Below are 25,046 nucleotides of genomic sequence, written 5' to 3' on the forward strand. Positions count from 1 at the left end.
AGCGGCGCTCTCGCCTGAGGCCTGGCCGCCAGGCGGCGGCCGCACCGCCGCGCTCCCCTGTGCTGACTGTACAATGGCGCATCATTTACCAGGGGACAACTTCCAATGTACAAGACCGCTTTGCAAGCCGCCGCCATCGGCATGGCGTTCGCTTCGTTTGCCGCCGGCGCCGCGCCGGCACTCACCGGGCAGCAGCTCTACCAGGCCAACTGCGCCGTCTGCCACGGCGCCGGCATGGAAGGCGCGGTCGGCCCGACACTGGGGCAGCACGCGTGGCTCCACGGCGAGCCGACCAAGGCCAATCTCATCAAGATTATCAGCAAGGGCGTGCCCGAGAAGAACATGCCAGCCTGGTCGCCTGCGCTCAGTTCCGCGCAAATCGCGCTACTGGCCGACTACATCGCCGCCAACGCCAACAAGAAGCTGTCGGCCAACGCCACGCCTGCGGCAGCGCCGGCAGCCAGGCCGGCGACCGATCTGCTGAGCGGCTTCACGCTGCCGAAAGGCTTCCGCATCAGCGTCTACGCGGAGGGCGCGGCGACTGCGCGCAGCATGGTGGTGTCGGACAGCGGCATTGTCTACGTCGGCTCGCGCAAGGCCGGTAAGGTGTACGCACTGGTGCCGCGCGCCGACAAGCAGAGCGCGGACGTGGTCACCATCGCCGAAGGGCTGGAAAACCCGATTGGCGTGACCTTGCTGAACGGCGCGCTGTACGTCGGCGAAATCAGCCGCGTGATCCGTTTCGACAACATCGACCAGCGCTATGCGCAAAAGCCGTCTTACGAGGTGGTCAAAGTCAGCCTGCCCAACGATAAATGGCATGGCGAGAAAATCATCAAGGCCAGCCCGGATGGCAAGCTGGTAATACCGGTCGGCGCACCCTGCAATATCTGCGACACCGACGACACCAAGAGCGCCAAGATCTATCGCATGAATGCCGACGGCAGCCAGTTGGAAGAAATCGCGCGCGGCGTCCGCAACACCGTCGGCTTCGCCTTCCATCCGACCACCAAGCAGCTGTGGTTTACCGACAATGGCCGCGACGAGATGGGCGACAACACCCCATCGTGCGAGCTGAACGTGCTAACCAAGTTCGGCCAGCATTTTGGCTTCCCTTACTGCCATGGCGGCGTGGTGCCGGACCCGAAATTCGGCCAGGGCCGCACTTGTGAAGAGTTTGTCGAACCGGTCGCCAAGCTGGGGCCGCACGTCGCTCCGCTGGGCTTGAGCTTCTACACCGGCAAGCAATTCCCTGAAGCGTATCGCAACAACATCTTCGTCGCCGAACACGGCTCGTGGAACCGTTCGACCAAGATCGGCTACAACGTCCGCCTGATCACGCTGTACGGTAACAAGATGGTCAGCGACACCAGTTTCATCGACGGCTTCCTGCGCGGCGACGAGGTAGTTGGGCGCCCGGTGGATGTGGTGACGCTGGACGATGGCTCGCTGCTGGTGTCCGACGACTACGCCGGCCGCATCTTCCGCGTCATCTACGACGGCAAGTAATCCAGCGCCAGCACCTGCTCAAGGCTCCATGGACGGGCTTCGGGCAGGTCGCTCAGTCCAGCCTGCAAGATCGCGGCGCTCAGCGCGTCCGCCCAGATTTCCTGATTCCACTCAGGATCATCCATAAGATGCCGAAGGCTCGGCATCTTCTTCAGCAAGCTGGCGATCCGTTCGCGCTGCTCGCGAATCGTCTTTATCCAGCTAGCGCCGCGCCGCTCGGGCTGATACTGCCACTTCAACAGATGCCCCATGAGTATCGCCATCCGATGCCCCAGTTGGTGGCGATGGCTGATGTTCATGTCCTCGATTTCTTCGGCAATATGCTCGATGTCGAGCAACGCCCATTGTCCTGAGCGCAGTAGCGCCACTTGCTCATCCGCCCAAGCGACAACGTCATCTTCGTAAGCAGTACTCATGATCGCCTCCTGTCGCAATTAGACGGGATTGCTGGACAAAAGTTCCGACTCAGTGAAAGCTGGACGTACATCAAACGAACAATAAAAAAACCGCCGGGGCTTGCGCGCCCGGCGGTTCTTTGACTCAGCCTAAACTGAATTACTGTGCGTTGGCGGCAGCGGCGGCAGCTTCTTCCGCAGCGGCTTTCATCGACAGCTTCAGGCGGCCGCGGTCGTCGGTTTCCAGAACCTTGACGCGCACTTGCTGGCCTTCTTTCAGGTAGTCGGCCACGGCGTTCACACGCTCGTTGGCGATCTGCGAGATGTGCAGCAGGCCGTCTTTGCCCGGCATCACTTGCACGATGGCGCCGAAGTCCAGCAGCTTCAGCACCACGCCGTCGTAGGACTTGCCTACTTCGACCGAGGCGGTCAGCTCTTCGATGCGACGCTTGGCTTCCTGGCCGGCGGCAGCGTCGACCGAAGCGATGGTGACCACGCCTTCGTCGCTGATGTCGATCTGGGTGCCGGTTTCTTCGGTCAGCGCACGGATCACCGCGCCGCCTTTGCCGATCACGTCACGGATTTTTTCCGGGTTGATCTTGATGGTGATCAGGCGCGGGGCGAAGTCCGACAGTTCGGTCTTCACGCTTGGCACGGCTTTCTGCATTTCGCCCAGGATGTGCTCGCGGCCTTCCTTGGCTTGCGCCAGCGCCACTTGCATGATTTCCTTGGTGATGCCCTGGATCTTGATGTCCATCTGCAGCGCGGTGATACCGTTGCGGGTGCCGGCTACCTTAAAGTCCATGTCGCCCAGGTGGTCTTCGTCACCCAGAATGTCCGACAGCACGGCGAACTTGCCGCCTTCCTTGATCAGGCCCATGGCGATACCGGCCACGTGCTCTTTCATCGGCACGCCGGCATCCATCAGCGCCAGGCAGCCGCCGCAGACCGAAGCCATCGACGACGAACCGTTCGATTCGGTGATTTCCGATACCAGGCGCACCGAGTAGCTGAACTCGTCCTGCGCCGGCAGCGCGGCGATCAGCGCGCGCTTGGCCAGACGGCCGTGGCCGACTTCACGGCGCTTCGGCGTACCGACGCGGCCGGTTTCGCCGGTAGCGAACGGTGGCATGTTGTAGTGCAGCATGAAGTCATCGGTGTACTCGCCCATCAGCGCGTCGATCTTCTGCGAGTCGCGGGCGGTGCCCAGCGTGGCAACGACCAGTGCCTGGGTTTCGCCGCGGGTGAACAGCGCCGAACCGTGGGTACGTGGCAGCACCGAGGTGCGGATCGAAATCGGGCGCACCGTGCGGGTGTCGCGGCCGTCGATGCGTGGCTCGCCGTCGAGGATCTGCGAACGGACGATCTTCGATTCCATGTCGAACAGGATGTTGCCGACTTCAACCGCGTCAGGCGCGGCGGCGCCGCTGGCGGCGGCGTCAGCGGCCAGGTCGGCGATGATTTCCGCCGAGGCGGCGCGCAGTTTTTCGGTACGGGCCTGCTTGTCGCGGGTCTGATAGGCTTCGCGCAGCTTGGCTTCGCCGAAGTGGGCCACGCGGCCGATCAGCGCTTCGTTCTTGGCCGGGGCGGTCCATACCTGCTCCGGCTTGCCGCCGTCGCGCACCAGGTCGTGGATCGCGTCGATCACGGCCTTCATCTGGGTGTGGCCGTAGACCACCGCGCCCAGCATGATTTCTTCCGACAGTTGCTGCGCTTCCGATTCAACCATCAGCACGGCCGATTCGGTACCGGCAACCACCAGGTCCATCTGCGAGGTCTTCAGTTGTTCAACGGTCGGGTTCAGGATGTACTGGCCGTTGGCGTAACCGACGCGGGCGGCGCCAATCGGGCCGTTGAACGGCACGCCCGACACGCACAGCGCGGCCGAGGCGCCGATCATCGAGGCGATGTCCGGATCGATTTCCGGGTTGACCGACAGCACGTGAATGATGACTTGCACTTCATTCATGTAGCCCTCTGGGAACAGAGGACGGATAGGACGGTCGATCAGGCGGGATGTCAGCGTTTCTTTTTCCGAAGGACGACCTTCACGCTTGAAGAAACCGCCCGGGATCTTGCCCGCAGCATAGGTTTTCTCCAGGTAGTCGACGGTCAGCGGGAAGAAGTCCTGGCCTGGTTTCGCGTCTTTACGCGCCACCACGGTGGCCAGCACGACGGTGTCTTCAATCGACACCATCACCGCGCCGGAGGCCTGGCGAGCGATCTCGCCAGTTTCCAGCGTGACGGTGTGTTGACCGTACTGGAAGGTTTTCGTAACTTTATTAAACATGGGTAATCCCTTTCTATTTGCCGACAGATTTTCAGGAGCTGTCGTTCACCTCACCACAGGCCACCGGGCTGGGGACCGGCGACCTTTGCTACAACTTTACAACTACGTTCTACTTAGCAATTTTTTAATACCCATAAAGACAAAATGCCCGCGACAGCAAACTGGCGCAGGCATTTTGACTTAAGCCGGACGTGGCAAGAATTACTTACGCAGGCCCAGTTTAGCGATCAGGTCGCGGTAACGGGTCGCGTCCTTGTCCTTCAGGTAGGACAGCAGGCTCTTACGACGGTTAACCATCTTGATCAGGCCACGACGCGAGTGGTGGTCTTTGCTGTGCGCTTTGAAGTGGCCGTTCAGTTCGTTGATACGGGCGGTCAGCAGTGCAACTTGCACTTCCGGGGAGCCGGTGTCTTTTTGGCCACGGGCGTTGTCAGCGATGATCGCTGCTTTGTTGATGTTTTCTACGGTCATGATATTTACCTTTAACATGCGGTGCGCGGAGTCGTAACCCTGCCCACCGTGAAGTTACAATAAAGCCTGGTCGGAAAGACCAGACCCGGAAGTATAACGGAAAAACCTGGTTGTGTATGCCCTTTTTCAGGAAAACCGCCATGAAACGCCTGATATCGATTGTTATTTTGCCACTGGCGCTGGGCGCCTGCGCCCATTTCGGCGCGCCGCCGCCGCAACCGGGCGACAGCGCCGACGCCGTCCGCGCGCGCCTCGGCCAGCCCACCAATGTCTACCGCAGCGGCGCCGACACGCTGCTGGAATACGCCACCGGGCCGATGGGCCAGTACACCTGGATGGCGCGCCTGGGTCCCGACCAGCGGCTGATCTCCTATCAACAGGTGCTGAACGGCGCCACCTTCGCCACCATCAAGCCGGGCCGCGATACCAAGGACACGGTGCTGACCATCCTCGGCCGGCCGACGCAGGTGACGCACTACGCCAGCGTCGACGGCGATGTGTGGTTGTACCGCTACAAGGAGCAGGATGTGTGGAACTCGATGATGTCGGTCGAATTCAACCGCCAGGGCGTGGTGAGCGCGCTGGTCAACGGGCCGGACGAGGAACGCGAGAACCGCCGCCGCTGAGGGTAGGATCATTCCCACGAGAATTGACGGCGTGCGCCGACGTGTTTTGCCGGGCATGGTTGCTATTATTTTCCCATCAACATTGCAACCTACGGAGAAGACATGTCCTTACGCACGCCCCCAGCCCGCCACGCCATCTACGCCGCCACCCTGCTGGCCCTGAGCACAGCCAGCGCCATCGCCCTGGCCGAGCCGTCGCCGGCGCTGGACCGCGCCAGCATCTCGGCCGGCGCGTTCTACACCGAGCCGAAGATCGACTACGAAGGCGACACCGACTATGGCCGCATCGACACCGGCAGCTACAAGACCGACAACGTGACGCTGCCGCGCGTGAAAGCTTCGCTGCTGCTGGGCGATTCGCACGGCCTCGATTTCGACTACTACCGCTACGACAAGAACTACAACCCGAGCCTGAGCGGCTCGACCAACATCAACGGCCTGCCGCTGACCGGCAACGGCCAGCTGAACGCGAAGCTGAAACTGGACCTGGCCAACCTGGCCTATAAATGGTGGATCGGCAGCGGCACCAGCGTGTTCGGCGTTGGCGTCGGCGCGGCCTATTACTCGGCCAGCCTGAAAGGCACCGCCAGCGGCGTGCTGAACGGCGTGTCCGGCAGTGGCCGCTACGAAGAGAAGGAACACGCCTACGCGCCGTTGCTGGAACTGGGCTGGCGCCAGCAGGTGTCGGACAATGTGCGCATCTATGCCGACGCTTCGGGCATCAAGAAAAATGGCGGCAGCATCGAGGGCCACATTTACGGCGGCGCGCTAGGCGTGGAGTGGTATCCGACCAAGATGGTCGGCCTGGTGGCGGAATACACCGCCCATAAGGTCAGCCTGAACCGCGCGCGCGACAACAGCGACCTGAATATCCGCCTGCACGGCCCGGCTGCTTACGTTAAGGTCCGCTTCTAAAGCGGTCGGGCGTTACGGCCTGCCTCACCCTTCCCCGTCATTCCCGCGTAGGCGGGAATCCATAGGACGCAAACCGCATACTCAGCATGGATTCCCGCCTGCGCGGGAATGACGGGGGCGGCTGTATCAGCCCAGCGCTGCGCGCACCTGCTGCGCCGTCGGAATCGGCGCCACCGCGCCGTGACCCAGCGTCGACAGCCCCGCCGCCGCATTCGCGTAACGCACCGCGTCGGCCAGCGCATCACCGGCAGCCAGGCGCGCCAGCAGCGAGCCGTCAAAGCAATCACCGGCGCCGGTAGCGTCCACCGCCTGCACGGCGCGCGCCGCAGCCAGACGCGGCTCGGCGCCCGGCTCCGCATACCACGCGCCGGATGGTCCGGCCTTCAGCACAACCGTGTGAGCGCCATGCGCACGCGCCCAGGCGAAGATCGCCGGCACATCGTCGGTGCCGGCCAGCGCCACCGCCTCGTCCAGACTAGGCAGGAACAGATCGGTCATTGCGATCGTTGCGGCAATGGTGGCGCGGGCGCGCGCCAATGGCCATAGCGACAGCCGCAGATTAGGATCGAAACTGACGCGGCCGCCAGCGGCGCGCGCGGTGTCGATGGCGGCAAACACGGTGTCGCAGGCGCCGGCCGAAATGGCCTGCGAGATGCCCGAGACGTGCAGCCAGCGCGCGCGCGCCGCCGCGCCCAGGTCCATCGTCTGCGGCTGCATGCGGCTGGCCGCCGAGCCGGCGCGCAGATAGCTGAACGAGTGGCCTTGCGGCCCGTGGTTGACGAAATACAGGCCGGTCGGCGCGCCCGCGTCGCGCGCGACCGCGCTGACGTCCACGCCTTCCGACTGCCACAGCTCCAGCAGCATGCGGCCGAAATGGTCCTCGCCGACGCGGCTCAGGTAGGCCACCCGCGCGCCCTGGCGGCTGGCGGCAATCGCCGCGTTGGACGTGTCGCCGCCGAAGCCCTGGCGATACAAAGGCTCGCTGGCTCTGGCCTGGTTGAACTCCACCATCGCCTCGCCCAGCGCTACAACATCAAAATACTCACTCATGGTTGCGGGTTCACTCGCTCAATTTTTGAATGCAGCTTGTTCAGCGCCGACAGATAGGCCTTGGCCGACGCCACGATAATATCCGGGTCCGCACCGACGCCATTGACGATGCGGCCCTCCTTCGACAACCGCATGGTGACCTCGCCCTGCGACTGCGTGCCGGTGCTGATGGCGTTCACCGAAAACAGCACCAGTTCCGCGCCGCTCCCCACCTCGCCCTCGATGGCGTTGACGGTGGCGTCGACCGGGCCATCGCCGCGGCCTTCGCTGACATGCTGCTCGCCGTCGATGCTGAACGTGACTCTGGCGCTCGGCGTCTCGTCGCTGGCCGAACGCTGCTCCAGCGCGATGAAGCGATACAACTCGCTCTCCTGCGACTGCTGCCCGTCCGACACCAGCGCCAGTATGTCCTCGTCAAAAATATCGGCCTTGCGGTCGGCCAGTTCCTTGAAGCGCGCGAAGGCGGCGTTCACCTCGACCTCGGATTCCAGATCGATGCCCAGTTCCTGCAAGCGCTGCTTGAAGGCGTTGCGGCCGGACAGCTTGCCCAGCACGATCTTGGTCGCCGTCCAGCCGACATCCTCGGCGCGCATGATCTCGTAAGTCTCACGCGATTTCAACATGCCATCCTGATGGATGCCGGAAGCGTGGGCAAACGCGTTCGCGCCCACCACCGCCTTGTTCGGCTGCACCGCGAAGCCGGTAATCTGCGACACCATCTTCGACGCCGCCACGATCTGCGTGGTGTCGATGCCGCATTCGAGGTTGTAATAGCCGCCGCGCGTGCGCAGCGCCATCACCACCTCCTCCAGCGCGGTATTGCCAGCGCGTTCGCCCAAGCCGTTGATGGTGCATTCGATCTGCCGCGCGCCGCCGATCACCACGCCGGCCAGCGAATTGGCCACCGCCAGCCCAAGATCGTTATGACAGTGGACCGACCACACGGCCTTGTCCGAGTTGGGAATGCGCTCGCGCAGGCGGCGGATGGTGTCGCCGAACAGTTCGGGCACCGCGTAACCCACCGTGTCCGGGAAGTTGATGGTGGTCGCGCCCTCGGCGATCACGCCTTCCAGCACGCGGCACAGGAAGTCCTCGTCTGAACGGCTGCCGTCTTCGGGGCTGAATTCGATATCGTCGGTATGCTGGCGGGCGAAGCGCACGGCGTTGCGCGCCTGTTCCAGCACCTGCTCCGGCGACATGCGCAGCTTGGCCTCCATGTGCAGTTTGGAGGTGGCGATGAAGGTGTGGATGCGTTTGCGCTCGGCCGGCGCCAGCGCTTCGGCGGCGCGGGCGATGTCGCGGTCATTGGCGCGCGACAGCGAGCAGATGGTCGATTCGCGCACGGCGCTGGCGATCGCCCTGATGGCGTCGAAGTCGCCGGGCGAGGCGGCCGCGAAGCCGGCTTCGATGACGTCCACGCGCAAGCGTTCGAGCTGCTTGGCGATGCGGATTTTTTCGTCCCTGGTCATCGACGCGCCCGGCGATTGCTCGCCGTCGCGCAAGGTGGTGTCAAAGATAATCAGGCGGTTGGATGAGTTGCTCATGATAGCTCCGTGGCTGCGTTGCGCTTCGTTGCTTGATGCTCAGCTTAATCCCAGGGCCGACCGCCCGCGCGGTTACAGTCGTTCGCTCGGGTCGTCGCTTTCCAGCTCGGTCTGGATCAGGCTGACTTTCTTGCCGGTGGCCGCGCGCCAGGCGGCGACCACATAGCCGGACAGGCCGTAGATCGCGAACAGCGGCCACAAGGTCACGGCCGGCTTGATGGCGATCAGCGCCAGGCCGAGCGCGATCAGGAACACGCCGATGAACGGCACCGGCTTGCGGAAGTTCACGTCCTTGAAACTGTAGAACGGCACGTTGCTCACCATCGTCAGGCCGGCAAACACGGCGATGCCCCACGACACCCAGCCCATGTCCAGGCCGGACACTTCCAGTTCCAGCATCATCAGGATAAAGCCGGCCATCAGCGCCGCGGCCGATGGCGACGGCATGCCCTGGAAGTAGCGCTTGTCCACCACTTCGATATTGGTGTTGAAGCGCGCCAGGCGCAGCGCGGCGCCGGCGCAATACACGAAGGCGGCGATCCAGCCCAGCTTGCCCAAGCCGCGCAGCGACCATTCATACATCACCAGCGCCGGAGCGGCGCCAAAGGACACCATGTCCGACAGCGAATCGTACTGCGCGCCGAATTCGCTCTGCGTGTTGGTCAGGCGGGCGACGCGGCCGTCCAGGCCATCGAGGATCATGGCGACGAAAATGGCCCAGGCGGCGTGCTCGAATTTCTGGTTCATCGCCATGACGATGGCGTAGAAGCCGCAGAACAGCGCGGCCGTGGTGAAGGCGTTCGGCAGCAGGTAAATGCCGCGATGGCGCGGGCGGTCGAGATCCAATCCCCGGGCACGACGCGCAAAACGGCTGAACCGCGAGGTTTTGGGCAGTTTGGCTTGGGCCGCGCCCTTGGCGCGGCGGCGGGGGAAATTGGGCATAGTGATCCGTTCTCTTATCAGGTAGTGTTGCTCCGTCATTATAGAGGACCGGACAACAAAAAAGGCAAGGCGCGCGCCGTTGCGCCCTGCCGCGCGATTACTTGAAGCGCACCTTGCCCACCAGGCGCATCGACAGCACCGTCTCGCCCGGCTCGAAACTCGGCTCGGCCACCTCGGCCGCGCGCACATTGGTGGCGTTGGCGATCACGCGCGCGCCGGTGACTTCGACACGGTTGCCGCTGTAGTTGCCGGATCCTTCAAAATCCACGGTATCGAGCACGGCGTCGCCGACCTTGCGGCCCATGGCCCTGGCGATGGCGTTGATGCGCTCGTTCAGATTCTGGTAAGTGGCGGCGATGCGCTGCTCGTCGAGCTGGCGCGTGGTTTCCGGCCGCAGGCCGAAGCGCAGATTGTTCAGGCTCAACACGCTTTGCGCGGCGGCTACGGTTTTCGGCAGGTTGTCGAGGTTGACAGTGACCAGTTGCACCGACTGGCCAACCCGCCACGAAGCCGGTACGCGCAGCTTGCGCGTTTGCAGCGGCTGGCCCGGCTGCGGCGGCGTTTCTTCGGCATAGACGGGATAGGTGTAATAGCCCTGGGTTTTCAGGCTGGCCTGCGGATCGGCCTTCTTCAGCAGGTCCAGGCCCTGCTTCATCTTCTGGTTGACGCGCGAGGCGGCGGCGGCCTTGTCCTTGTCGATCTCCTCCACCGAGAGGATGGCGGTGGCCTGGTCATTCACATGCGTCACTTCGCCGAAGGCCGGCACCACCACCAGCGTGCCGTTGGTCGGCAACGATTCGGCGTGCGCCGCAGCGCACGCCAGCAGAACAACAGCAGCAAGGTATTTCATCGCAGTCTCCGGTTAAGAAAACTGCAACTCTACCTTAACTTGCGTTATTTGAAGCGTACCTTGCCGACCACCTGCATCTGCAGCGTGGATTCGCCGGGCTCGAAGCTAGGCTCGGCCACTTCCGCCGTGTCGGCCGCTTTCGTGCGCATCATCATCGGCGCTGGCGCGAAAGCCTGCTCGCGCTGGGCATAGTTGCCCGAGCCTTCGAAGTCGATGGTATCGATCACGGCGTCGCCAACCTTGCGGCCCATGGCACTGGCGATCGAACCGATGCGCTCGTTCAGGTTCTTGTAGGTGGCGGCAATGCGCTGCTGATCCAGCTTGCGCGTGGTTTCCGGGGTCAGGCCGAAGTTGATGCTGTTCAGCGTCAGCACCTTCTGCGCCGCGGCCACGGTTTTCGGCAGCTTGTCCAGGCTGGTGGTGGTGACTTCCAGATACTGGCCGACGCGCCACGCGGTCGGCAGGCGTTGCTTGACCGGCTGACCGTTGGGCAGCACGCGCTCTTCCGGGTACACCGGGTAAGTGTAATAGCCCTGGGTTTTCAGGCTGGCGTTCGGGTCTTCTTTCTTGACGATGTCCTGGCCTTGCTTCATTTTCTGGTTGACGCGCGAGGCGGCGGCGGCTTTGTCCTTGTCCTGTTCTTCGACCGCCAGCACCACGACAGCCTGGTCGTTGGCGTGCTTCACTTCGCCGTAGGCGGGCACCACTACCAGCGTGCCGGTGGTTGGAACGGCGTCGGTCGGAGCGGCGTGTGCGCCCAGTGCCAGCGAAACGGCGGCAGCGGCGGCGAGTTTTTTCATCAGGTTCATTACGGGCTCCAGGTTGAGATAACGACAAGCCGCACTTTACCTGAATTTACATCGCGCACCTGTAAGACATAGTGACTGTTTGTAACATTGCTGATGGCACCGTGCTACAGTATCCCCATGCTTAATTATTTGATAGGCATTCACCGGCGCCACGCCGCACGGCCTCTGCTGGCAGCCATGCTTGCTGGCGTGCTGGTGTCGCCCCTCAGCCTCGCGCTCAGCCTGAGCGTAGCGCTCACCTTTCACCTGAGTGGCGGCGTCGCGCACGGGCTGTCAACGTTGTTAAGTGGGCTGGTATTTGCCTACGTTTATGTACTAAGTCGTCAGCACGGCAAGATGGCCGGGTTCTTGGCAAGCAATACCGCACACGCGGTGCACAACTTCGTGGTGGTATTTATCGTTTCACCGCTGATTACCGGATAGGCGGCTCGGCTTAAGGATTTTATAATTGGCGGCGAACTATGATGCTCTACCACCCAGGAGGGCTAGTCATGATGATCATCGGGGAATTCGCGTTTTATCTGTTCATGGACGTACTGATGTACAGCCTGGGGCGATTAATCATCCCCATCGTCTCGCTGGGCCGCGCCCGCGCGGTGCGGACCAGGGAAATCTTCAGTAGAAATCCCATGCCGCCCTATGCCGATGACGGCAAGATGTTGATCCCCGAATGGGGCGCTGCGATGGCCGGCGTTATCACACTGTCCCTGGCATTATCCCTTTACCTGGCCCTGCGCTGAACGCTGCGAGCCTATTTCTGGAAGAACAGCACAACAGCCAGTGCGACCAGGACGAACGACCAGTATTTCACCGGAATGAAGAACAAGTCGTGCTTCGGCTTGAAGACGACTTCCTGCCCGGTGTTTTTGTCCACCAGCACACGCGCCGGCTGCACTGGCGTCGATCAGGCGATGCAAGCCGTACACCAGCGCCGCCGCCAGCAACATGCCGACAAAAGCGCCGCCCGGACGATACCCTTCGGGTAAGGCTTCCACACCCAGCTGGCCCACAACCATGCCCAGTACCGCCAGCAACACAACCACAATGCCATACCCGCGCCAGATAATCATACAATTCCCTGTTCATCAATAAAACAACAATTTTACCCTGCGGAAACTTTTCAAAACTCACACATTTTCACTGGGCGTAAAAAAACCGGCAACAAGTGCCGGTTTTTTGAGGAAGAAGAAGCTGCTTAGTTCTTCGACTGGTCAACCATCTTGTTCTTGGCGATCCAAGGCATCATCGAGCGCAGTTTGGCGCCGACTTCTTCGATCTGGTGCTCGGCGTTCAGGCGGCGACGCGAGATCAGGGTCGGGGCGCCTGCCTTGTTTTCCAGGATGAAGGACTTGGCGTATTCGCCGGTCTGGATGTCTTTCAGCACCTGACGCATGGTTTCCTTGGTCTCGGCGGTTACAACGCGCGGGCCGGTCACGTACTCGCCGTATTCGGCGTTGTTCGAGATCGAGTAGTTCATGTTGGCGATGCCGCCTTCGTAGATCAGGTCAACGATCAGTTTCAGCTCGTGCAGGCACTCGAAGTAAGCCATCTCCGGCGCGTAGCCGGCTTCCACCAGGGTTTCGAAGCCAGCCTTGATCAGCTCGACAGCACCGCCGCACAGCACGGCCTGCTCGCCGAACAGGTCGGTTTCGGTTTCTTCGCGGAAGTTGGTTTCGATGATGCCGGCCTTGCCGCCGCCGTTGGCCGACGCGTACGACAGGGCGATGTCACGCGCGGTGCCGGACTTGTCCTGGTAGACGGCGATCAGGTGCGGCACGCCGCCGCCCTGGGTGTAGGTGGCGCGCACGGTGTGGCCTGGCGCTTTCGGTGCGACCATGATCACGTCCAGGTCGGCACGTGGCACAACCTGGCCGTAGTGCACGTTGAAGCCGTGGGCGAAGGCCAGCACCGCGCCTTGCTTGGCGTTCGGCGCGACGTTTTCGTTGTAGACCTGGGCGATGTTTTCGTCCGGCAGCAGGATCATGATGACGTCGGCGGCTTTGACAGCCTCGTTCACTTCGGCGACCTTCAGGCCGGCTTTCTCCACCTTCTGCCACGAGGCGCCGCCCTTGCGCAGGCCAACGGTGACGTTGACGCCCGATTCGCTCAGGTTTTGTGCGTGGGCGTGGCCCTGCGAGCCGTAGCCGATGATGGCCACGTTTTTGCCTTTGATCAGGGAGAGGTCAGCGTCTTTGTCGTAGAAAACTTTCATGTTCATTCCTAAGTAAATTTTTTTAAACCGGAGGCACTTCCGTCATTCCCGCGCAGGCGGGCATCCATGGTGCGTATCGTGTCCGGCGAAATATGGGTTCCCGCCTGCGCGGGAACGACGTTCTACACTTTCAGGATGCGTTCGCCGCGCCCGATGCCGGAGCCGCCGGTACGGACCGTTTCAAGGATAGAGGCACGGTCGATCGAGTCGATGAACGCGTCGAGCTTGCTCTTGGCGCCGGTCAGTTCAATCGTGTAGCTCTTTTCGGTGACGTCGATGATGCGACCGCGGAAGATGTCCGCCGTGCGCTTCATCTCTTCACGCTCCTTGCCCACCGCGCGTACCTTGATCAGCATCAGCTCGCGCTCGATGTGCTGGCCCTCGGTCAGGTCCACCACCTTGACCACCTCGATCAGGCGGTTCAGGTGCTTGGTGATCTGCTCGATGATGTCGTCCGAGCCGGTGGTGACGATGGTCATGCGCGACAGCGTCGCGTCCTCGGTCGGCGCCACGGTCAGCGTCTCGATGTTGTAGCCGCGAGCGGAGAACAGGCCCACCACGCGGGACAGGGCGCCGGCTTCGTTTTCCAGCAATACAGAAATAATGTGTCGCATTTAGAGATCCTCCGAACCCAGCAGCATTTCGGACAGACCCTTGCCTGCTTTCACCATCGGCCAGACGTTTTCCGATTGATCGGTGATGAAGTTCATGAACACCAGCTTGTCCTTCATCGCGAACGCGTCGCGCAGCGCGCCGTCGACGTCGCCCGGTTTCTCGATGCGCATGCCGACGTGGCCATAGGCCTCGGCCAGTTTCTCGAAGTTCGGCAGCGAGTCCATATAGGACTCGGAGTAGCGCGAACCGTAGTCGATCTGCTGCCACTGGCGCACCATGCCGAGGAAGCGGTTGTTCAGCATGATGATCTTCGGCGTCAGGTGATACTGCTTGCAGGTGGCCAGTTCCTGGATGCACATCTGGATCGAGCCTTCGCCGGTGATGCAGGCCACGGTGGCGTCCGGATTGGCCATCTGCACGCCCATCGCGTATGGCAGGCCGACGCCCATGGTGCCGAGGCCGCCCGAGTTGACCCAGCGCTTGGGCTTGTCGAACGGGTAGTACTGCGCCGCCCACATCTGGTGCTGGCCGACGTCGGAGGTGATGAAGGCGTCGCCCTTGGTCACTTCCCACAGCTTTTGCACCACCGATTGCGGCTTGATGACGAGGTCGGAGGTCGGGAACTTCAGGCAGTCGCGGCCGCGCCATTCCTCGATCTGCTTCCACCAGGTTTTCAGCGCCGGCTGGTTAGGCTTGGCTTCCGAGGCGTCCAGTTGCGCCAGGAACTCGATCAGCACGTCCTTGACGTTGCCGACGATCGGGATGTCCACTTTGACGCGCTTGGAAATCGACGACGGGTCGATGTCGACGTGGATGATCTTGCGCGGATTGGAGGCAAAGTGTTTCGGGTTGCCGATCACGCGGTCGTCAAAGCGGGCGCCGATGGCGATCAGCACGTCGCAGTTCTGCATCGCCATATTGGCTTCGTAGGTGCCGTGCATGCCCGGCATGCCGACGAATTTCTCGTCGCTGGCGCGGTAGGCGCCCAGGCCCATCAGCGTGTTGGTGACCGGGAAGCCGAGCTTGTCTACCAGCTTGTTCAGTTCCGGCGCCGCATTGGCCAGGATCACGCCGCCGCCGGTGTAAATCATCGGGCGCTCGGCCTGCAGCAGCAGTTGCACCGCCTTGCGGATCTGGCCCGAGTGGCCTTTGTCCACCGGCTTGTACGAGCGCATCTCGACCTCTTTCGGGTACGAGAAATGCGTCTTGTGCATCGAGATATCCTTCGGAATGTCGACCAGCACGGGGCCGGGACGGCCGGTGCGGGCGATGAAGAAGGCTTTCTTGACGGTCTCGGCCAAGTCCTTGACGTCCTTGACGAGGAAATTGTGCTTGACCACCGGGCGCGTGATGCCGACCGTGTCGCATTCCTGGAACGCATCCTGGCCGATCGCGTGGCTCGGCACCTGGCCGGAAATCACCACCATCGGAATCGAATCCATGTACGCGGTCGACAGGCCGGTGACGGCATTGGTGACGCCCGGACCGGACGTGACCAGCGCGACGCCGACTTTGTTCGACGAGCGCGAGTATGCATCGGCAGCGTGGACCGCGGCCTGCTCGTGGCGCACCAGAACGTGTTGGAATTTGTCTTGCTTGAAGATGGCGTCGTAGATATACAGCACGGCTCCGCCCGGGTAACCGAAGACGTGTTCAACGCCCTCTTCGGCCAGGCAGCGCACCAGTATTTCCGCGCCAGTCAGTTGTGATGAAGATGCTTCGGTATTCATGAAACATTCCTTTCAAGGTCCATAGGAGATTGATCGGATGCTCTGTCCTTGCGAAGTACGAATACCGCTACAGCTCTGCCTGGCTTCCCTTTATTTATGCGGTCGCACTGCCTCTTCCGCCAACCGTAGTGACGTGCAAAGCGATGCTAGCGCAAACTCTCGTTTGGCCGGGTTTTCCGTAGTGGTGTTGCATACCTCTCGTGCTTGTGGCACGGGCGAGAGCAAACTGCCTACATAAGAAAGCGCGTCGTGTCGATTGCGGCGTTGTGTGCCTGCTGCGACCAGACCATAGAGCTTCGGGGTTGTTCAAAGCGTCCCATACGGTACACCGGCGCACCCGATTGAGCAAGGACTAAATCTGAAATTGATTAGTTTTGACGTAAAACCATGCAAAACACGACATTTTTTGCTAGCATGCGCCTCAGTTCAAAACACCCGGCAGCCCCCTCCCCCGACGCATGGCCACAGACAAAGAATTATCCGACTTCCTCGAAAACGTCGAACGCCGGGCCTTCAAGCAAGCCGTCTACGCAGTACGCAAGGACGAGTCCGCGCTAGACATCGTGCAGGACGCGATGATCAAGCTCGCCGAAAAATACGGCGACAAACCGGCTGCCGAATTGCCGGCGCTGTTCCAGCGCATCTTGCAGACCACCATCCTCGACTATTTCCGCAGGGAAAAGGTGCGCAACACCTGGGTCAGCCTGTTTTCCGGCATGGGCCCGTCCAGCGACGAGCACGAGGACTTCGACATGCTGGAATCCTACGCCGCCGAGGCCGGCACCGAGGCGGCCGAATCCGGCGCCGACAAGTTCGAGCGCCAGCAGATGCTGGAGATCATCGATGCCGAGGTACAAAAGCTTCCGGCGCGTCAACGCGAGGCCTTCCTGATGCGTTATTGGCAGGATATGGACGTGGCCGAAACGGCCGAAGCCATGGGCTGCTCGGAAGGCAGCGTCAAAACGCATTGCTCTCGTGCAACACATGCGCTGGCCGAGGCGCTGGCAGCCAAGGGAATTAAATTATGAACACCGACGATCTGAATTTCGCTTACAAAGTGCGCCACGCGCTCAATGAAAAGCTGGACGAGCTGCCCGCTTCGACCACAGACCGCCTGGCGCAGGCGCGCAAGATGGCGCTGGCCCGCAAGAAAGCCCATGTGGAAGTGCCGCTGGCGGTGCGCGTGGTCAAAACGGAACTGGCGGCCGCCGGCGGCGGTTTCCTGTCGCAATTTAACTGGCTCGGCCGCTGGGGCATGCTGGTGCCGGCACTGGCGCTGGTGATCGGCATGGTCGGCATTTACCAGTACGAGCAGCAGGAACGCATCGCCGACCTGGCCGAGATCGACGCCGCCGTGCTGTCGGACGAGCTGCCGCTGGACGCCTACCTCGACCACGGCTTCAACGCCTACCTGACGCGAAGCGAGTAAGCGATGGCATGGAGCAGTGGCGCCAAGTGGGGCGCGGGAGCGGCGGTGTTAGCGGTAGCAGCCGGGGGCGCCTGGCTGGCCGCCCAGCCGGACGCGGCTGACCTGGTGGCGGCGCCGGTGGCAGCCGTCACCGGCCAGCACGTCGCCCAGCCGGTCGAAAAAACCAAATGGAAAGATCTGACGCCGGCCCAGCAGCAGGCGCTGGAGCCGCTGGCCGGCGAGTGGGATGGCATCGAGCCGATCCGCAAGCAAAAATGGCTGGGCATCGCCAAGCGCTACGCGCGCATGACGCCCGATGAGCAGGCGCGCGTGCAGCGCCGCATGCGCGAGTGGGTCGCCATGTCGCCGGAAGAGCGCCGCCAGATCCGCCAGAACTACGCCCGCGCGCAGAAGCTGAACCCGGCGCAGAAGGCGGTGTCGTGGGAAGAGTATCAAATGCTCACCGAAGAGCAGAAGAAGCAATTGGCGGCCAGGGCCGAGACCAAGAAACAGGTGGTCAACCTGCCGACGCCGACGCAGGCCAGGCAGCCGGCGCAGGCGCCTGCCGCGCCGCTGGCGCCGCCGATTGCAGCGCCGGTGGCGACGCCGCCGGCCGATCCGAACGCACCGCTGCCGAACGCCTCCAACGTGACGCCGATTCCACCGACCTCCACGCCGCCAACGCAAGCGGCGCCTCCTGCCGATGTCAAATAACCCGACCATCAAGCGCCGTCTGATTTCGATGGTGTACGAAACCCTGCTCGGCTTCGCCGTGCTGTTCCTGCCGTTCCTGATTTTTGAAATTGCCAGCGGCGCCAGCCACGCGCCGCTGGTCGAGCACATGCGGCAGGCGCTGGCCTTCCTGGTGCTGGGCGCCTACTTTATCCACCAGTGGACGCGCGAGGGCCAGACGCTGGCGATGCGCACCTGGCGCCTGAAGCTGGTGACGAACCACGGCTTGCCGCTGACGCCACGCGTCGCCGCGCTGCGTTACCTGTTGAGCTGGATGTGGATCTTGCCGGCGCTGATCGTCGCATTGGCCGCCGACCTGCATCGCTGGCAGGCGCTGGGCGCGATCCTGATCGGCATCGTGGCCTGGTCGCTGACGGCCTTCTTCGACAGGGACCGCCAGTTCCTGCACGATAAGCTGGCCGGCACCCGGCTGGTGCAGCTGCCGCCGCTGGCAAAGAAAAAGAAGGCGGCCAGCGCCGCTTAGAACTTCTCGTAGTTCTGCAAATAGCGCCACTCGCCTGACGGCAGGCTGGCCATGGAGATGCGGCCGACGCGGATGCGCTTCATGGAGACGACCTTCAGGCCAACTTCCTTGCACAGCTTTTCGATCGTGCCAAGCTTCAGGCCTTTGACGGCCCAGCGCAAACGCGTTTCGTTCTGCCAGCTTACCTTGCCGTTGATCTGGTTCAGCTGCTTCAGGCCATCCTCGATGATGGCGCCCGACACTTCAACGATAATCTCCTGCTCCAGCGTCTCCTCGCTCAACTTGCGGTTGACGCGGAAGTCCTGCGTGAACACGACCAGGCCGCTGGCCTTGGCGTCCAGCGGCACCATTTCCTGCTGGCCGGCGACGTGGCGCTTGAGGAAGCGCTGGCAGGGCACGGAACGCGTCAGCGTGTCGGCCTTGAGCAGATGCAGCGGCTGCGCGGCCCCCGCAGGCTTGTGCAGCAGGATGGTGACCGGCGTGATCTCCAGCAGCGTGGCGTCAGCCGCCAGCGTCACCTGCTGCTCCGGCGCGACGCGCGCGCCCACCTCCTCCACCACCTCGCCATCAATGCTGACAAAGCCGCCCTCGATATAGAGTTCCGCTTCGCGGCGCGAGCATTGACGCTCATCGGCCACCCGCTTGGAGAGTCGTATCGTGTTATCCAAAGAAGTCTCCAAATACAGTGATGGCGCGGTCGATGTCGTCGCGCGACGCGTCCATGTGCGTGACGATGCGCGTGCGCGGGCCGAGCGACATGCGGATGCGGGTCAGCTCAAGAACGTCGCCCAGGCCTTTCAGCACGAACTGCGGAATGTCGACGTAGAAGATATTGGTCTGCGGCGTGCTGACCTTGAGGTTCTTCATCTTCGCCAGCTCGCCGGCGAAGTAGGCGGCGTTGTCGTGGTCCTCGGCCAGGCGCGCGATGTTGTGTTCCAGCGCATACAGGCCGCCAGCGGCGATGATGCCGGCCTGGCGCATGCCGCCGCCCAGCATCTTGCGCCAGCGCCTGGCTTCCTTGATGAACGGGCGCGATCCCAGCAGGACCGAGCCGACCGGCGCGCCCAGGCCTTTCGACAGGCACACGGAGACGGAGTCGAAGCCCTGCACGACGTCGCGCGGCGCGACGCCCAGCTTGACGGCGGCGTTGCAGATGCGCGCGCCGTCGAGGTGCGTGGCCAGGCCTTTGTCGTGCGCCATCCCGGTTGCCTGCCGCACGTAATCCATCGGCAGCACGCGGCCGTTGATGGTATTTTCCAGCGCCAGCAGCCTGGTGCGGGCAAAGTGGAAATCATCCGGCTTGATACAGGACTCGATGTCGGCCAGCGCGATGCTGCCGTCGGCCTGATTGACGATTGGCTGCGGCTGGATGCTGCCCAGCACCGCAGCGCCACCGCCCTCGTAGCGGTAGGTATGCGCTTCCTGGCCGACCAGGTATTCGTCGCCGCGGCCGCAATGCGCCAGCAGCGCCAGCAGATTGGTTTGCGTGCCGGATGGCGCGAACAGCGCGTCTTCAAAGCCAAACAAATCGGCGGCGTATTCCTGCAGGCGGTTGACGGTCGGGTCGTCGCCGTAGACGTCATCCCCGACTTCGGCGGCGTTCATGGCCGCGCGCATGGCGGCGCTTGGGCGCGTGACGGTATCACTGCGCAGGTCCAGCCAGTTCTCCATTACACCACCTCTTCTTCAGCGAAGAAACGGCTATTCATCTCCTGCAGGCCCACGGTTTCCAGCACCTCTTTCAGGCGCTCGGCCGGACGCTTGCGCGGCAGGTTCTTGTAGGTGGCGATGATCAGCTCATTCTTCATCGAGTGCTCCCAGCCTACCAGTTCAGTGACGGTGACGCTGTAGCCGTGCGCTTCCAGTTGCAGACAGCGCAGCACGTTGGTGATCTGGCTGCCGAATTCACGCGTGTGGATCGGATGGCGCCAGATTTCGGTCAGCGCGGACTTGCCTAGCGACTGGCCCTTGTTCTTCTTCAGGACCGAGGCCACTTCGGCCTGGCAGCACGGCACCAGCACGATATGCCTGGCCTTTTTCTTCAGCGCGAACTGGATGGCGTCGTCGGTGGCCGTGTTGCAGGCGTGGAGCGCGGTGACGACGTCGATCTGCTGCGGCAGCAGCTTCGATTCGGTGGACTCGGCCACCGACAGCGGCAGGAAGGACATGCCCGGGAAGTTGAACTGCTTCGCCAGTTCCTGCGAACGCGCCACCAGTTCTTCGCGCGTCTCGATGCCATAGATGTGTGAATCGTTGTGCAGCGCCTTGAAGAACAGGTCGTAGATGATGAAGCCGAGGTAGGACTTGCCGGCGCCATGATCGACCAGCGAGACATTGTCCTTCTGTTCCAGCACTTCCTTCAGCAGCGGCTCGATGAACTGGTACAGGTGGTAGACCTGTTTCAGCTTGCGGCGGCTGTCCTGGTTCATCTTGCCGTCGCGCGTGAGGATGTGCAGCTCCTGCAGCAGGGCTACGGTCTGGCCTTCGCGGATTTCCGGCATGTTGTCGGCGCTGGTGACGGTGGCGCCGATCTTCTGTACGGGCTTCTTAGGCTGCTTCATCGATCCACGCCTGTTGAACCGCTTCGAGGACTTTTTCACCGCCGCGCGACTTGTCGTCGTCGAATTCTTCGAGTTCGACGATTTTGTTGTGCAGATCGGTGAAGCGGATCGTGGCCGGATCGACGTCCGGATACTTGTCGTACAGCGCTTCCGCAATCGCGGTGATGTCAGTCCACTTCATATCAGTGACCGCCTTCGCTAGCGTGGTTGATGGTGTACTTCGGAATTTCGACGACCAGGTCTTGGTCCGCCACCACGGCCTGGCACGACAGGCGCGACACGGCTTCCAGGCCCCAGGCTTTATCCAGCAGGTCTTCTTCGGTTTCGCTGGCTTCGTTCAGCGAATTGAAGCCTTCGCGCACCAGCACGTGGCAGGTGGTGCAGGCGCAGGATTTTTCGCACGCGTGCTCGATGTGGATGTCATTCTCCAGCATGACGTCGCACAGCGTTTTGCCGGCGTCGGCTTCAACGACGGCGCCGTCCGGGCACAGTTTTGCGTGGGGCAGGAATACGATTTGTGGCATGTTTAAACTCTTCTATTGACCCCGTCATTCCCGCGAAGGCGGGAATCCATGGGGGCGCGGATTCAATCTACTCAGCATGGGTCCCCGCCTTCGCGGGGACGACGTCACACTACCTGGTCCAGCGCCTTGCCGGCCAGCGCGCTGCGCACGCTGCGGTCCATGCGGCGGGACGCAAATTCTTCGGTGCCGTGGGCCAGCGCTTCCACCGCCGCCTTCACCGCCTGATGATCCACCGCGCCGGTCTGCGACTGCGCGACCACCTCGCGGGTTTGTACCATCAACGCATCGACCGCAACGCGTTCTTCGTCCGACAGCAGCGCCGCGTCTTCATCCAGCGCCGCTTGCGTGGCCAGCAGGATGCGTTCCGCCTCCACCTGTTCCTCGCGCAGCGCGCGCGCCTTCATGTCGACATCGGCCGAAGTGTGCGATTCCTGCAGCATGCGCGCCACATCGTCGTCACCCAGGCCATACGACGGCTTGACGCTGATCGACGCCTCAACGCCCGAGCGCAGCTCGCGCGCCGACACCGACAGCAAGCCATCCGCATCCACCTGGTACGTAATGCGGATGCGCGCCGCGCCGGCCGCCATCGGCGGAATCCCGCGCAGCTCGAAGCGCGCCAGCGAACGGCAATCGGCCACCAGCTCACGCTCGCCTTGCAGCACGTGCACCGCCAGCGCGGTCTGGCCATCCTTGAAGGTGGTGAACTCCTGCGCGCGCGCGCAAGGGATGGTCGAGTTGCGCGGAATGATCTTCTCCACCAGCCCGCCCATGGTTTCGATGCCCAGCGACAGCGGAATCACATCCAGCAGCAGCCAGTCGTCGCCCGGCGCGCGGTTCCCGGCCAGCAGATTGGCCTGCACGGCGGCGCCCAGCGCCACCACCTTGTCCGGATCGATATTGGCGTGCGGCGTGGTGTGGAAGAACTCACTCACCGCGCGATGCACGTGCGGCATGCGCGTTGCGCCGCCGACCATGACCACGCCATCGACATCGTCCGCATCGACATTGGCGTCGCGCAGCGCCTTCCTGATGGCCTTCATGGTCTTCTCGATCAGGTGCCTGGTAATCTCCTGGAACTTCTCGGCGGTGATGGTGATGTGTACCTGCTCGCCCGACTTCAACGTGGCGTCGACAATCACCTCGGCCTTGGTCGACAGCAGCTCCTTGGCCTCGCGCGCCTTCACCATCAGCACGGCGGTGTCTTCATCCGACAGCGGCGCCAGTTTCTCTTCCTGATGGATGTAGCAGAACAGGCGGTGGTCGAAGTCATCGCCGCCCAGCGCGGAGTCGCCGCCGGTGGCCAGCACTTCAAACACGCCCTTGCTCAGTTTCAGGATCGAGATATCGAAGGTGCCGCCGCCCAGATCGTAGACGGCGTAGATGCCTTCCGAAGCGTTATCCAGGCCGTACGCGATGGCGGCCGCAGTCGGCTCGCTCAGCAGGCGCAGGACATTCAGGCCGGCCAGCTGCGCCGCGTCCTTGGTCGCCTGGCGCTGCGCGTCGTCGAAGTACGCCGGCACGGTGATTACCGCGCCCACCAGGTCGTCGCCCAGCGAATCCTCGGCGCGCTGGCGCAGCGTGGCCAGAATCTGCGCCGACACTTCCACCGGGCTTTTCACGCCGGCGACCGTTTTCAGCTGCACCATGCCGGGCGTATCCTGAAAATCGTAAGGCAGGTTTTCCGCATAGGCGATATCGGCCAGGCCGCGGCCCATGAAGCGCTTGACCGAGACGATGGTGTTTTTCGGATCGGTAGTCTGCGCGGCCTGCGCCTTGTAGCCGATGTTGGCGTGACCGTTGGGCAGGTAGCGCACCACCGACGGCAGCAGCGCGCGGCCGTCTTCATCGTTCAGCACTTCTGGAATGCTGTTGCGCACAGTCGCCACCAGCGAGTTGGTGGTGCCCAGATCGATCCCCACCGCCAGCCGGTGCTGGTGCGGTGCGGTGGACATGCCTGGTTCGGAAATTTGCAGAAGTGCCATGGGTGAGACCTGTATTCTTATGTGGTCAGCTGAGGCGGCGCCGGGCAGCGGCGCCGGGCATCAAGCTTCGATTGCTTCAAAGGCGAAGCGGACTTCTTCGCCGAATTTTTCGAGGAACATCAGCGCCCGCACGCCTTGCGCGGCGGCGGCGTAGTCGCCGGCGTTGATCTGCTGTTCGATCTGCGCCAGCTGCTGCTTGCGGGCGCCGCGCAGTTGCTGGTCCAGCGACTCCAGCGCGTCGCTGTCCTTGCCGGCGCGGGCGTCGCCCAGTTCTTCGCGCCACTCCATCTGCTGCATCAGGAAGGCCATCGGCATCGCCGTATTCGACTCGGTCTGCAAATCGACGCCGTGCAGCTCGCACATGTATTGCGCGCGCTTCTGCGGATTCTTCAGGGTCTGATAGGCTTCGTTGGCGCGGGTGGCCCACTGCATGGCGACGCGCTTCTCGGCGTCGGTGGCGTTGACGAATTTATCGGGATGGACGCGGCTTTGCACGTCGCGGTAGGCGCTGTCCAGCGCCCCGGCGTCTACGGCAAACTGCTGCGGCAGATTGAATAGCTCAAAGTGATTCTGCATGACGGCTTAGACGCGGAAGCTTTCACCGCAACCGCAAGCGTCTTTCTCGTTCGGGTTGTTGAACTTGAAGCCTTCGTTCAGGCCTTCGCGCGCAAAGTCCAGTTCCGTGCCGTCGATGTACGGCAGGCTTTTCGGATCGACGAACACTTTCACGCCGTGCGATTCGAACACGCTGTCCTCGTCGGTCACTTCGTCGACGTATTCCAGCTTGTAGGCCATGCCCGAGCAGCCGGTGGTGCGCACGCCAAAGCGCAGACCGATGCCCTTGCCGCGGCGCTCGATGTAGCGGTTGATGTGTTTCGCTGCTTTTTCGGTCAGGGTGATTGCCATTTGATTCTCCGTTGTCGTTCCCGCGCAGGCGGGAACCCATAGAACGCATGCTCAGCATGGATTCCCGCCCGCGCGGGAATGACGGTTGTTACGCTTCGACGGCGGCGTGCTTGTTCTGGTAGTCCAGTACCGCTGCCTTGATGGCGTCTTCCGCCAGGATCGAGCAGTGGATTTTCACCGGCGGCAGCGCCAGTTCCTCGGCGATCTGGGTGTTCTTGATGGCCAGCGCCTGATCCAGCGTCTTGCCCTTGACCCATTCGGTCACCAGCGAACTCGATGCGATGGCCGAACCGCAGCCGTAGGTTTTGAACTTGGCGTCTTCGATCACGCCATCGGCGCCCACCTTGATCTGCAGCTTCATCACGTCGCCGCAGGCAGGCGCGCCCACCATGCCGGTGCCGACGCTGTCGTCGCCTTTTTCGAAGGCGCCAACGTTACGTGGGTTTTCGTAGTGGTCCAGTACTTGTTCCGAGTAAGCCATTTTAATG

30 protein-coding genes are annotated in these 25,046 nt (G+C 62.6%); 9 read left to right on the top strand and 21 right to left on the bottom strand.

Translation table 11 applies throughout. From position 1 onward, the window contains the following. The first annotated feature begins 105 nt into the window (after positions 1 to 105). On the top strand, positions 106 to 1,509 hold the full coding sequence (locus ACRQ5J_RS20805) for a c-type cytochrome (RefSeq protein WP_432379431.1): 1,404 nt from the start codon (positions 106 to 108) through the stop codon (positions 1,507 to 1,509). Here ACRQ5J_RS20805 and ACRQ5J_RS20810 read toward each other — a convergent pair. The 3 genes from ACRQ5J_RS20810 to rpsO form a co-directional block, all read right to left on the bottom strand. Then, positions 1,494 to 1,925, bottom strand: a complete 432-nt coding sequence (locus ACRQ5J_RS20810) for a DUF29 domain-containing protein (RefSeq protein WP_432379433.1) — start codon at positions 1,923 to 1,925, stop codon at positions 1,494 to 1,496. The two genes, ACRQ5J_RS20805 and ACRQ5J_RS20810, sit on opposite strands and share 16 nt — an antisense overlap. Before the next feature lie 139 nt (positions 1,926 to 2,064). Continuing rightward, positions 2,065 to 4,194, bottom strand: coding sequence for a polyribonucleotide nucleotidyltransferase (gene pnp, locus ACRQ5J_RS20815; RefSeq protein WP_432379435.1), 2,130 nt, complete (start codon positions 4,192 to 4,194; stop codon positions 2,065 to 2,067). Positions 4,195 to 4,395: 201 nt separating this feature from the next. Next, the gene (gene rpsO, locus ACRQ5J_RS20820; protein WP_160991463.1) at positions 4,396 to 4,665 is read right to left on the bottom strand and encodes a 30S ribosomal protein S15; all 270 of its coding nucleotides are present in this window, start codon (positions 4,663 to 4,665) and stop codon (positions 4,396 to 4,398) included. A gap of 140 nt (positions 4,666 to 4,805) precedes the next feature. Here rpsO and bamE point away from each other — a divergent pair, with 140 nt between their 5' ends. Next, positions 4,806 to 5,291 (top strand): outer membrane protein assembly factor BamE domain-containing protein, encoded by a 486-nt coding sequence (gene bamE / locus ACRQ5J_RS20825; RefSeq protein ID WP_432379438.1) that lies wholly within the window; start codon positions 4,806 to 4,808, stop codon positions 5,289 to 5,291. A 102-nt stretch (positions 5,292 to 5,393) separates the two neighbouring features. Further along, positions 5,394 to 6,206: a hypothetical protein gene (locus ACRQ5J_RS20830; protein ID WP_432379440.1), complete on the top strand. Its 813-nt coding sequence runs from the start codon at positions 5,394 to 5,396 to the stop codon at positions 6,204 to 6,206. 126 nt (positions 6,207 to 6,332) lie between these two features. Here ACRQ5J_RS20830 and ACRQ5J_RS20835 read toward each other — a convergent pair whose 3' ends face one another. From ACRQ5J_RS20835 to ACRQ5J_RS20855, 5 genes are all read right to left on the bottom strand, one after another. Next, positions 6,333 to 7,256: a sugar kinase gene (locus ACRQ5J_RS20835; RefSeq protein ID WP_432379441.1), complete on the bottom strand. Its 924-nt coding sequence runs from the start codon at positions 7,254 to 7,256 to the stop codon at positions 6,333 to 6,335. Further along, on the bottom strand, positions 7,253 to 8,800 hold the full coding sequence (locus tag ACRQ5J_RS20840; protein WP_432379443.1) for a 2-isopropylmalate synthase: 1,548 nt from the start codon (positions 8,798 to 8,800) through the stop codon (positions 7,253 to 7,255). The genes ACRQ5J_RS20835 and ACRQ5J_RS20840 overlap by 4 nt, the downstream gene beginning before the upstream one ends. A gap of 72 nt (positions 8,801 to 8,872) precedes the next feature. Then, a complete protein-coding gene (pssA, locus tag ACRQ5J_RS20845; RefSeq protein ID WP_432379445.1) occupies positions 8,873 to 9,742 on the bottom strand; it encodes a CDP-diacylglycerol--serine O-phosphatidyltransferase in 870 nt (289 codons plus the stop codon). 97 nt (positions 9,743 to 9,839) lie between these two features. Next, positions 9,840 to 10,592 carry an SIMPL domain-containing protein gene (locus ACRQ5J_RS20850; RefSeq protein WP_432379447.1) on the bottom strand — a complete coding sequence of 251 codons (753 nt, stop codon included), beginning with the start codon at positions 10,590 to 10,592 and terminating at the stop codon, positions 9,840 to 9,842. 44 nt (positions 10,593 to 10,636) lie between these two features. Further along, on the bottom strand, positions 10,637 to 11,401 hold the full coding sequence (locus tag ACRQ5J_RS20855) for an SIMPL domain-containing protein (RefSeq protein WP_432379448.1): 765 nt from the start codon (positions 11,399 to 11,401) through the stop codon (positions 10,637 to 10,639). A gap of 117 nt (positions 11,402 to 11,518) precedes the next feature. On the opposite strand from ACRQ5J_RS20855, the gene ACRQ5J_RS20860 reads away from it, so the two are divergent. Together ACRQ5J_RS20860 and ACRQ5J_RS20865 are read left to right on the top strand one after the other, a co-directional pair. Then, positions 11,519 to 11,824 carry a hypothetical protein gene (locus ACRQ5J_RS20860; protein ID WP_432379450.1) on the top strand — a complete coding sequence of 102 codons (306 nt, stop codon included), beginning with the start codon at positions 11,519 to 11,521 and terminating at the stop codon, positions 11,822 to 11,824. Between the two features lie 68 nt (positions 11,825 to 11,892). Next, positions 11,893 to 12,141 carry a hypothetical protein gene (locus ACRQ5J_RS20865; protein ID WP_432379451.1) on the top strand — a complete coding sequence of 83 codons (249 nt, stop codon included), beginning with the start codon at positions 11,893 to 11,895 and terminating at the stop codon, positions 12,139 to 12,141. Here the strand turns inward: ACRQ5J_RS20865 and ACRQ5J_RS20870 are convergent. From ACRQ5J_RS20870 to ACRQ5J_RS20885, 4 genes are all read right to left on the bottom strand, one after another. Beyond that, positions 12,115 to 12,471, bottom strand: a complete 357-nt coding sequence (locus ACRQ5J_RS20870; protein ID WP_432379452.1) for a hypothetical protein — start codon at positions 12,469 to 12,471, stop codon at positions 12,115 to 12,117. The two genes, ACRQ5J_RS20865 and ACRQ5J_RS20870, sit on opposite strands and share 27 nt — an antisense overlap. A gap of 125 nt (positions 12,472 to 12,596) precedes the next feature. After that, positions 12,597 to 13,613: a ketol-acid reductoisomerase gene (gene ilvC / locus ACRQ5J_RS20875; protein ID WP_432379453.1), complete on the bottom strand. Its 1,017-nt coding sequence runs from the start codon at positions 13,611 to 13,613 to the stop codon at positions 12,597 to 12,599. A gap of 122 nt (positions 13,614 to 13,735) precedes the next feature. Next, positions 13,736 to 14,227 carry an acetolactate synthase small subunit gene (gene ilvN / locus ACRQ5J_RS20880; RefSeq protein WP_092273446.1) on the bottom strand — a complete coding sequence of 164 codons (492 nt, stop codon included), beginning with the start codon at positions 14,225 to 14,227 and terminating at the stop codon, positions 13,736 to 13,738. Further along, positions 14,228 to 15,958 (bottom strand): acetolactate synthase 3 catalytic subunit, encoded by a 1,731-nt coding sequence (locus ACRQ5J_RS20885; RefSeq protein ID WP_432379455.1) that lies wholly within the window; start codon positions 15,956 to 15,958, stop codon positions 14,228 to 14,230. Between the two features lie 458 nt (positions 15,959 to 16,416). Here ACRQ5J_RS20885 and ACRQ5J_RS20890 point away from each other — a divergent pair, with 458 nt between their 5' ends. Genes ACRQ5J_RS20890 through ACRQ5J_RS20905 form a run of 4 tightly spaced genes read left to right on the top strand, consistent with a single transcriptional unit; the run spans position 16,417 to position 18,582 of the window. Continuing rightward, entirely contained in the window at positions 16,417 to 16,986 is a 570-nt protein-coding gene (locus tag ACRQ5J_RS20890; protein ID WP_432379457.1) for an RNA polymerase sigma factor, read from the top strand. Further along, positions 16,983 to 17,387 (top strand): DUF3619 family protein, encoded by a 405-nt coding sequence (locus ACRQ5J_RS20895; protein ID WP_432379459.1) that lies wholly within the window; start codon positions 16,983 to 16,985, stop codon positions 17,385 to 17,387. The genes ACRQ5J_RS20890 and ACRQ5J_RS20895 overlap by 4 nt, the downstream gene beginning before the upstream one ends. Before the next feature lie 3 nt (positions 17,388 to 17,390). After that, entirely contained in the window at positions 17,391 to 18,080 is a 690-nt protein-coding gene (locus ACRQ5J_RS20900) for a DUF3106 domain-containing protein (protein WP_432379461.1), read from the top strand. Beyond that, entirely contained in the window at positions 18,070 to 18,582 is a 513-nt protein-coding gene (locus ACRQ5J_RS20905) for an RDD family protein (protein ID WP_432379463.1), read from the top strand. The genes ACRQ5J_RS20900 and ACRQ5J_RS20905 overlap by 11 nt, the downstream gene beginning before the upstream one ends. On the opposite strand, the gene ACRQ5J_RS20910 is transcribed toward ACRQ5J_RS20905, so the two are convergent. The 9 genes from ACRQ5J_RS20910 to iscU all read right to left on the bottom strand — a co-directional run bounded on the left by ACRQ5J_RS20910 (position 18,579) and on the right by iscU (position 25,039). Further along, entirely contained in the window at positions 18,579 to 19,250 is a 672-nt protein-coding gene (locus ACRQ5J_RS20910) for a S4 domain-containing protein (RefSeq protein ID WP_432379465.1), read from the bottom strand. The two genes, ACRQ5J_RS20905 and ACRQ5J_RS20910, sit on opposite strands and share 4 nt — an antisense overlap. Continuing rightward, entirely contained in the window at positions 19,243 to 20,253 is a 1,011-nt protein-coding gene (gene ltaE, locus ACRQ5J_RS20915; RefSeq protein WP_432379466.1) for a low-specificity L-threonine aldolase, read from the bottom strand. Before ltaE ends, ACRQ5J_RS20910 begins: the two co-directional genes overlap by 8 nt. Then, the gene (locus tag ACRQ5J_RS20920; protein WP_432379468.1) at positions 20,253 to 21,143 is read right to left on the bottom strand and encodes a class I SAM-dependent methyltransferase; all 891 of its coding nucleotides are present in this window, start codon (positions 21,141 to 21,143) and stop codon (positions 20,253 to 20,255) included. Before ACRQ5J_RS20920 ends, ltaE begins: the two co-directional genes overlap by 1 nt. Next, positions 21,130 to 21,324 (bottom strand): Fe-S cluster assembly protein IscX, encoded by a 195-nt coding sequence (gene iscX, locus ACRQ5J_RS20925; protein WP_432379470.1) that lies wholly within the window; start codon positions 21,322 to 21,324, stop codon positions 21,130 to 21,132. Before iscX ends, ACRQ5J_RS20920 begins: the two co-directional genes overlap by 14 nt. Position 21,325: 1 nt before the next feature. Beyond that, positions 21,326 to 21,667 carry an ISC system 2Fe-2S type ferredoxin gene (fdx, locus tag ACRQ5J_RS20930; RefSeq protein ID WP_432379472.1) on the bottom strand — a complete coding sequence of 114 codons (342 nt, stop codon included), beginning with the start codon at positions 21,665 to 21,667 and terminating at the stop codon, positions 21,326 to 21,328. A 104-nt stretch (positions 21,668 to 21,771) separates the two neighbouring features. After that, positions 21,772 to 23,652: a Fe-S protein assembly chaperone HscA gene (hscA, locus tag ACRQ5J_RS20935; RefSeq protein WP_432379473.1), complete on the bottom strand. Its 1,881-nt coding sequence runs from the start codon at positions 23,650 to 23,652 to the stop codon at positions 21,772 to 21,774. A gap of 60 nt (positions 23,653 to 23,712) precedes the next feature. Next, complete coding sequence (gene hscB / locus ACRQ5J_RS20940) at positions 23,713 to 24,228, bottom strand: Fe-S protein assembly co-chaperone HscB (protein WP_432379475.1); 516 nt, start codon at positions 24,226 to 24,228, stop codon at positions 23,713 to 23,715. A 6-nt stretch (positions 24,229 to 24,234) separates the two neighbouring features. Beyond that, complete coding sequence (gene iscA, locus ACRQ5J_RS20945; RefSeq protein ID WP_092273492.1) at positions 24,235 to 24,558, bottom strand: iron-sulfur cluster assembly protein IscA; 324 nt, start codon at positions 24,556 to 24,558, stop codon at positions 24,235 to 24,237. An 88-nt stretch (positions 24,559 to 24,646) separates the two neighbouring features. Then, complete coding sequence (gene iscU / locus ACRQ5J_RS20950) at positions 24,647 to 25,039, bottom strand: Fe-S cluster assembly scaffold IscU (protein ID WP_432379477.1); 393 nt, start codon at positions 25,037 to 25,039, stop codon at positions 24,647 to 24,649. Positions 25,040 to 25,046: the final 7 nt, after the last annotated feature.

This window comes from Duganella sp. P38, assembly GCF_050859475.1.
Taxonomy (GTDB): Bacteria; Pseudomonadota; Gammaproteobacteria; order Burkholderiales; family Burkholderiaceae_D; genus Rugamonas.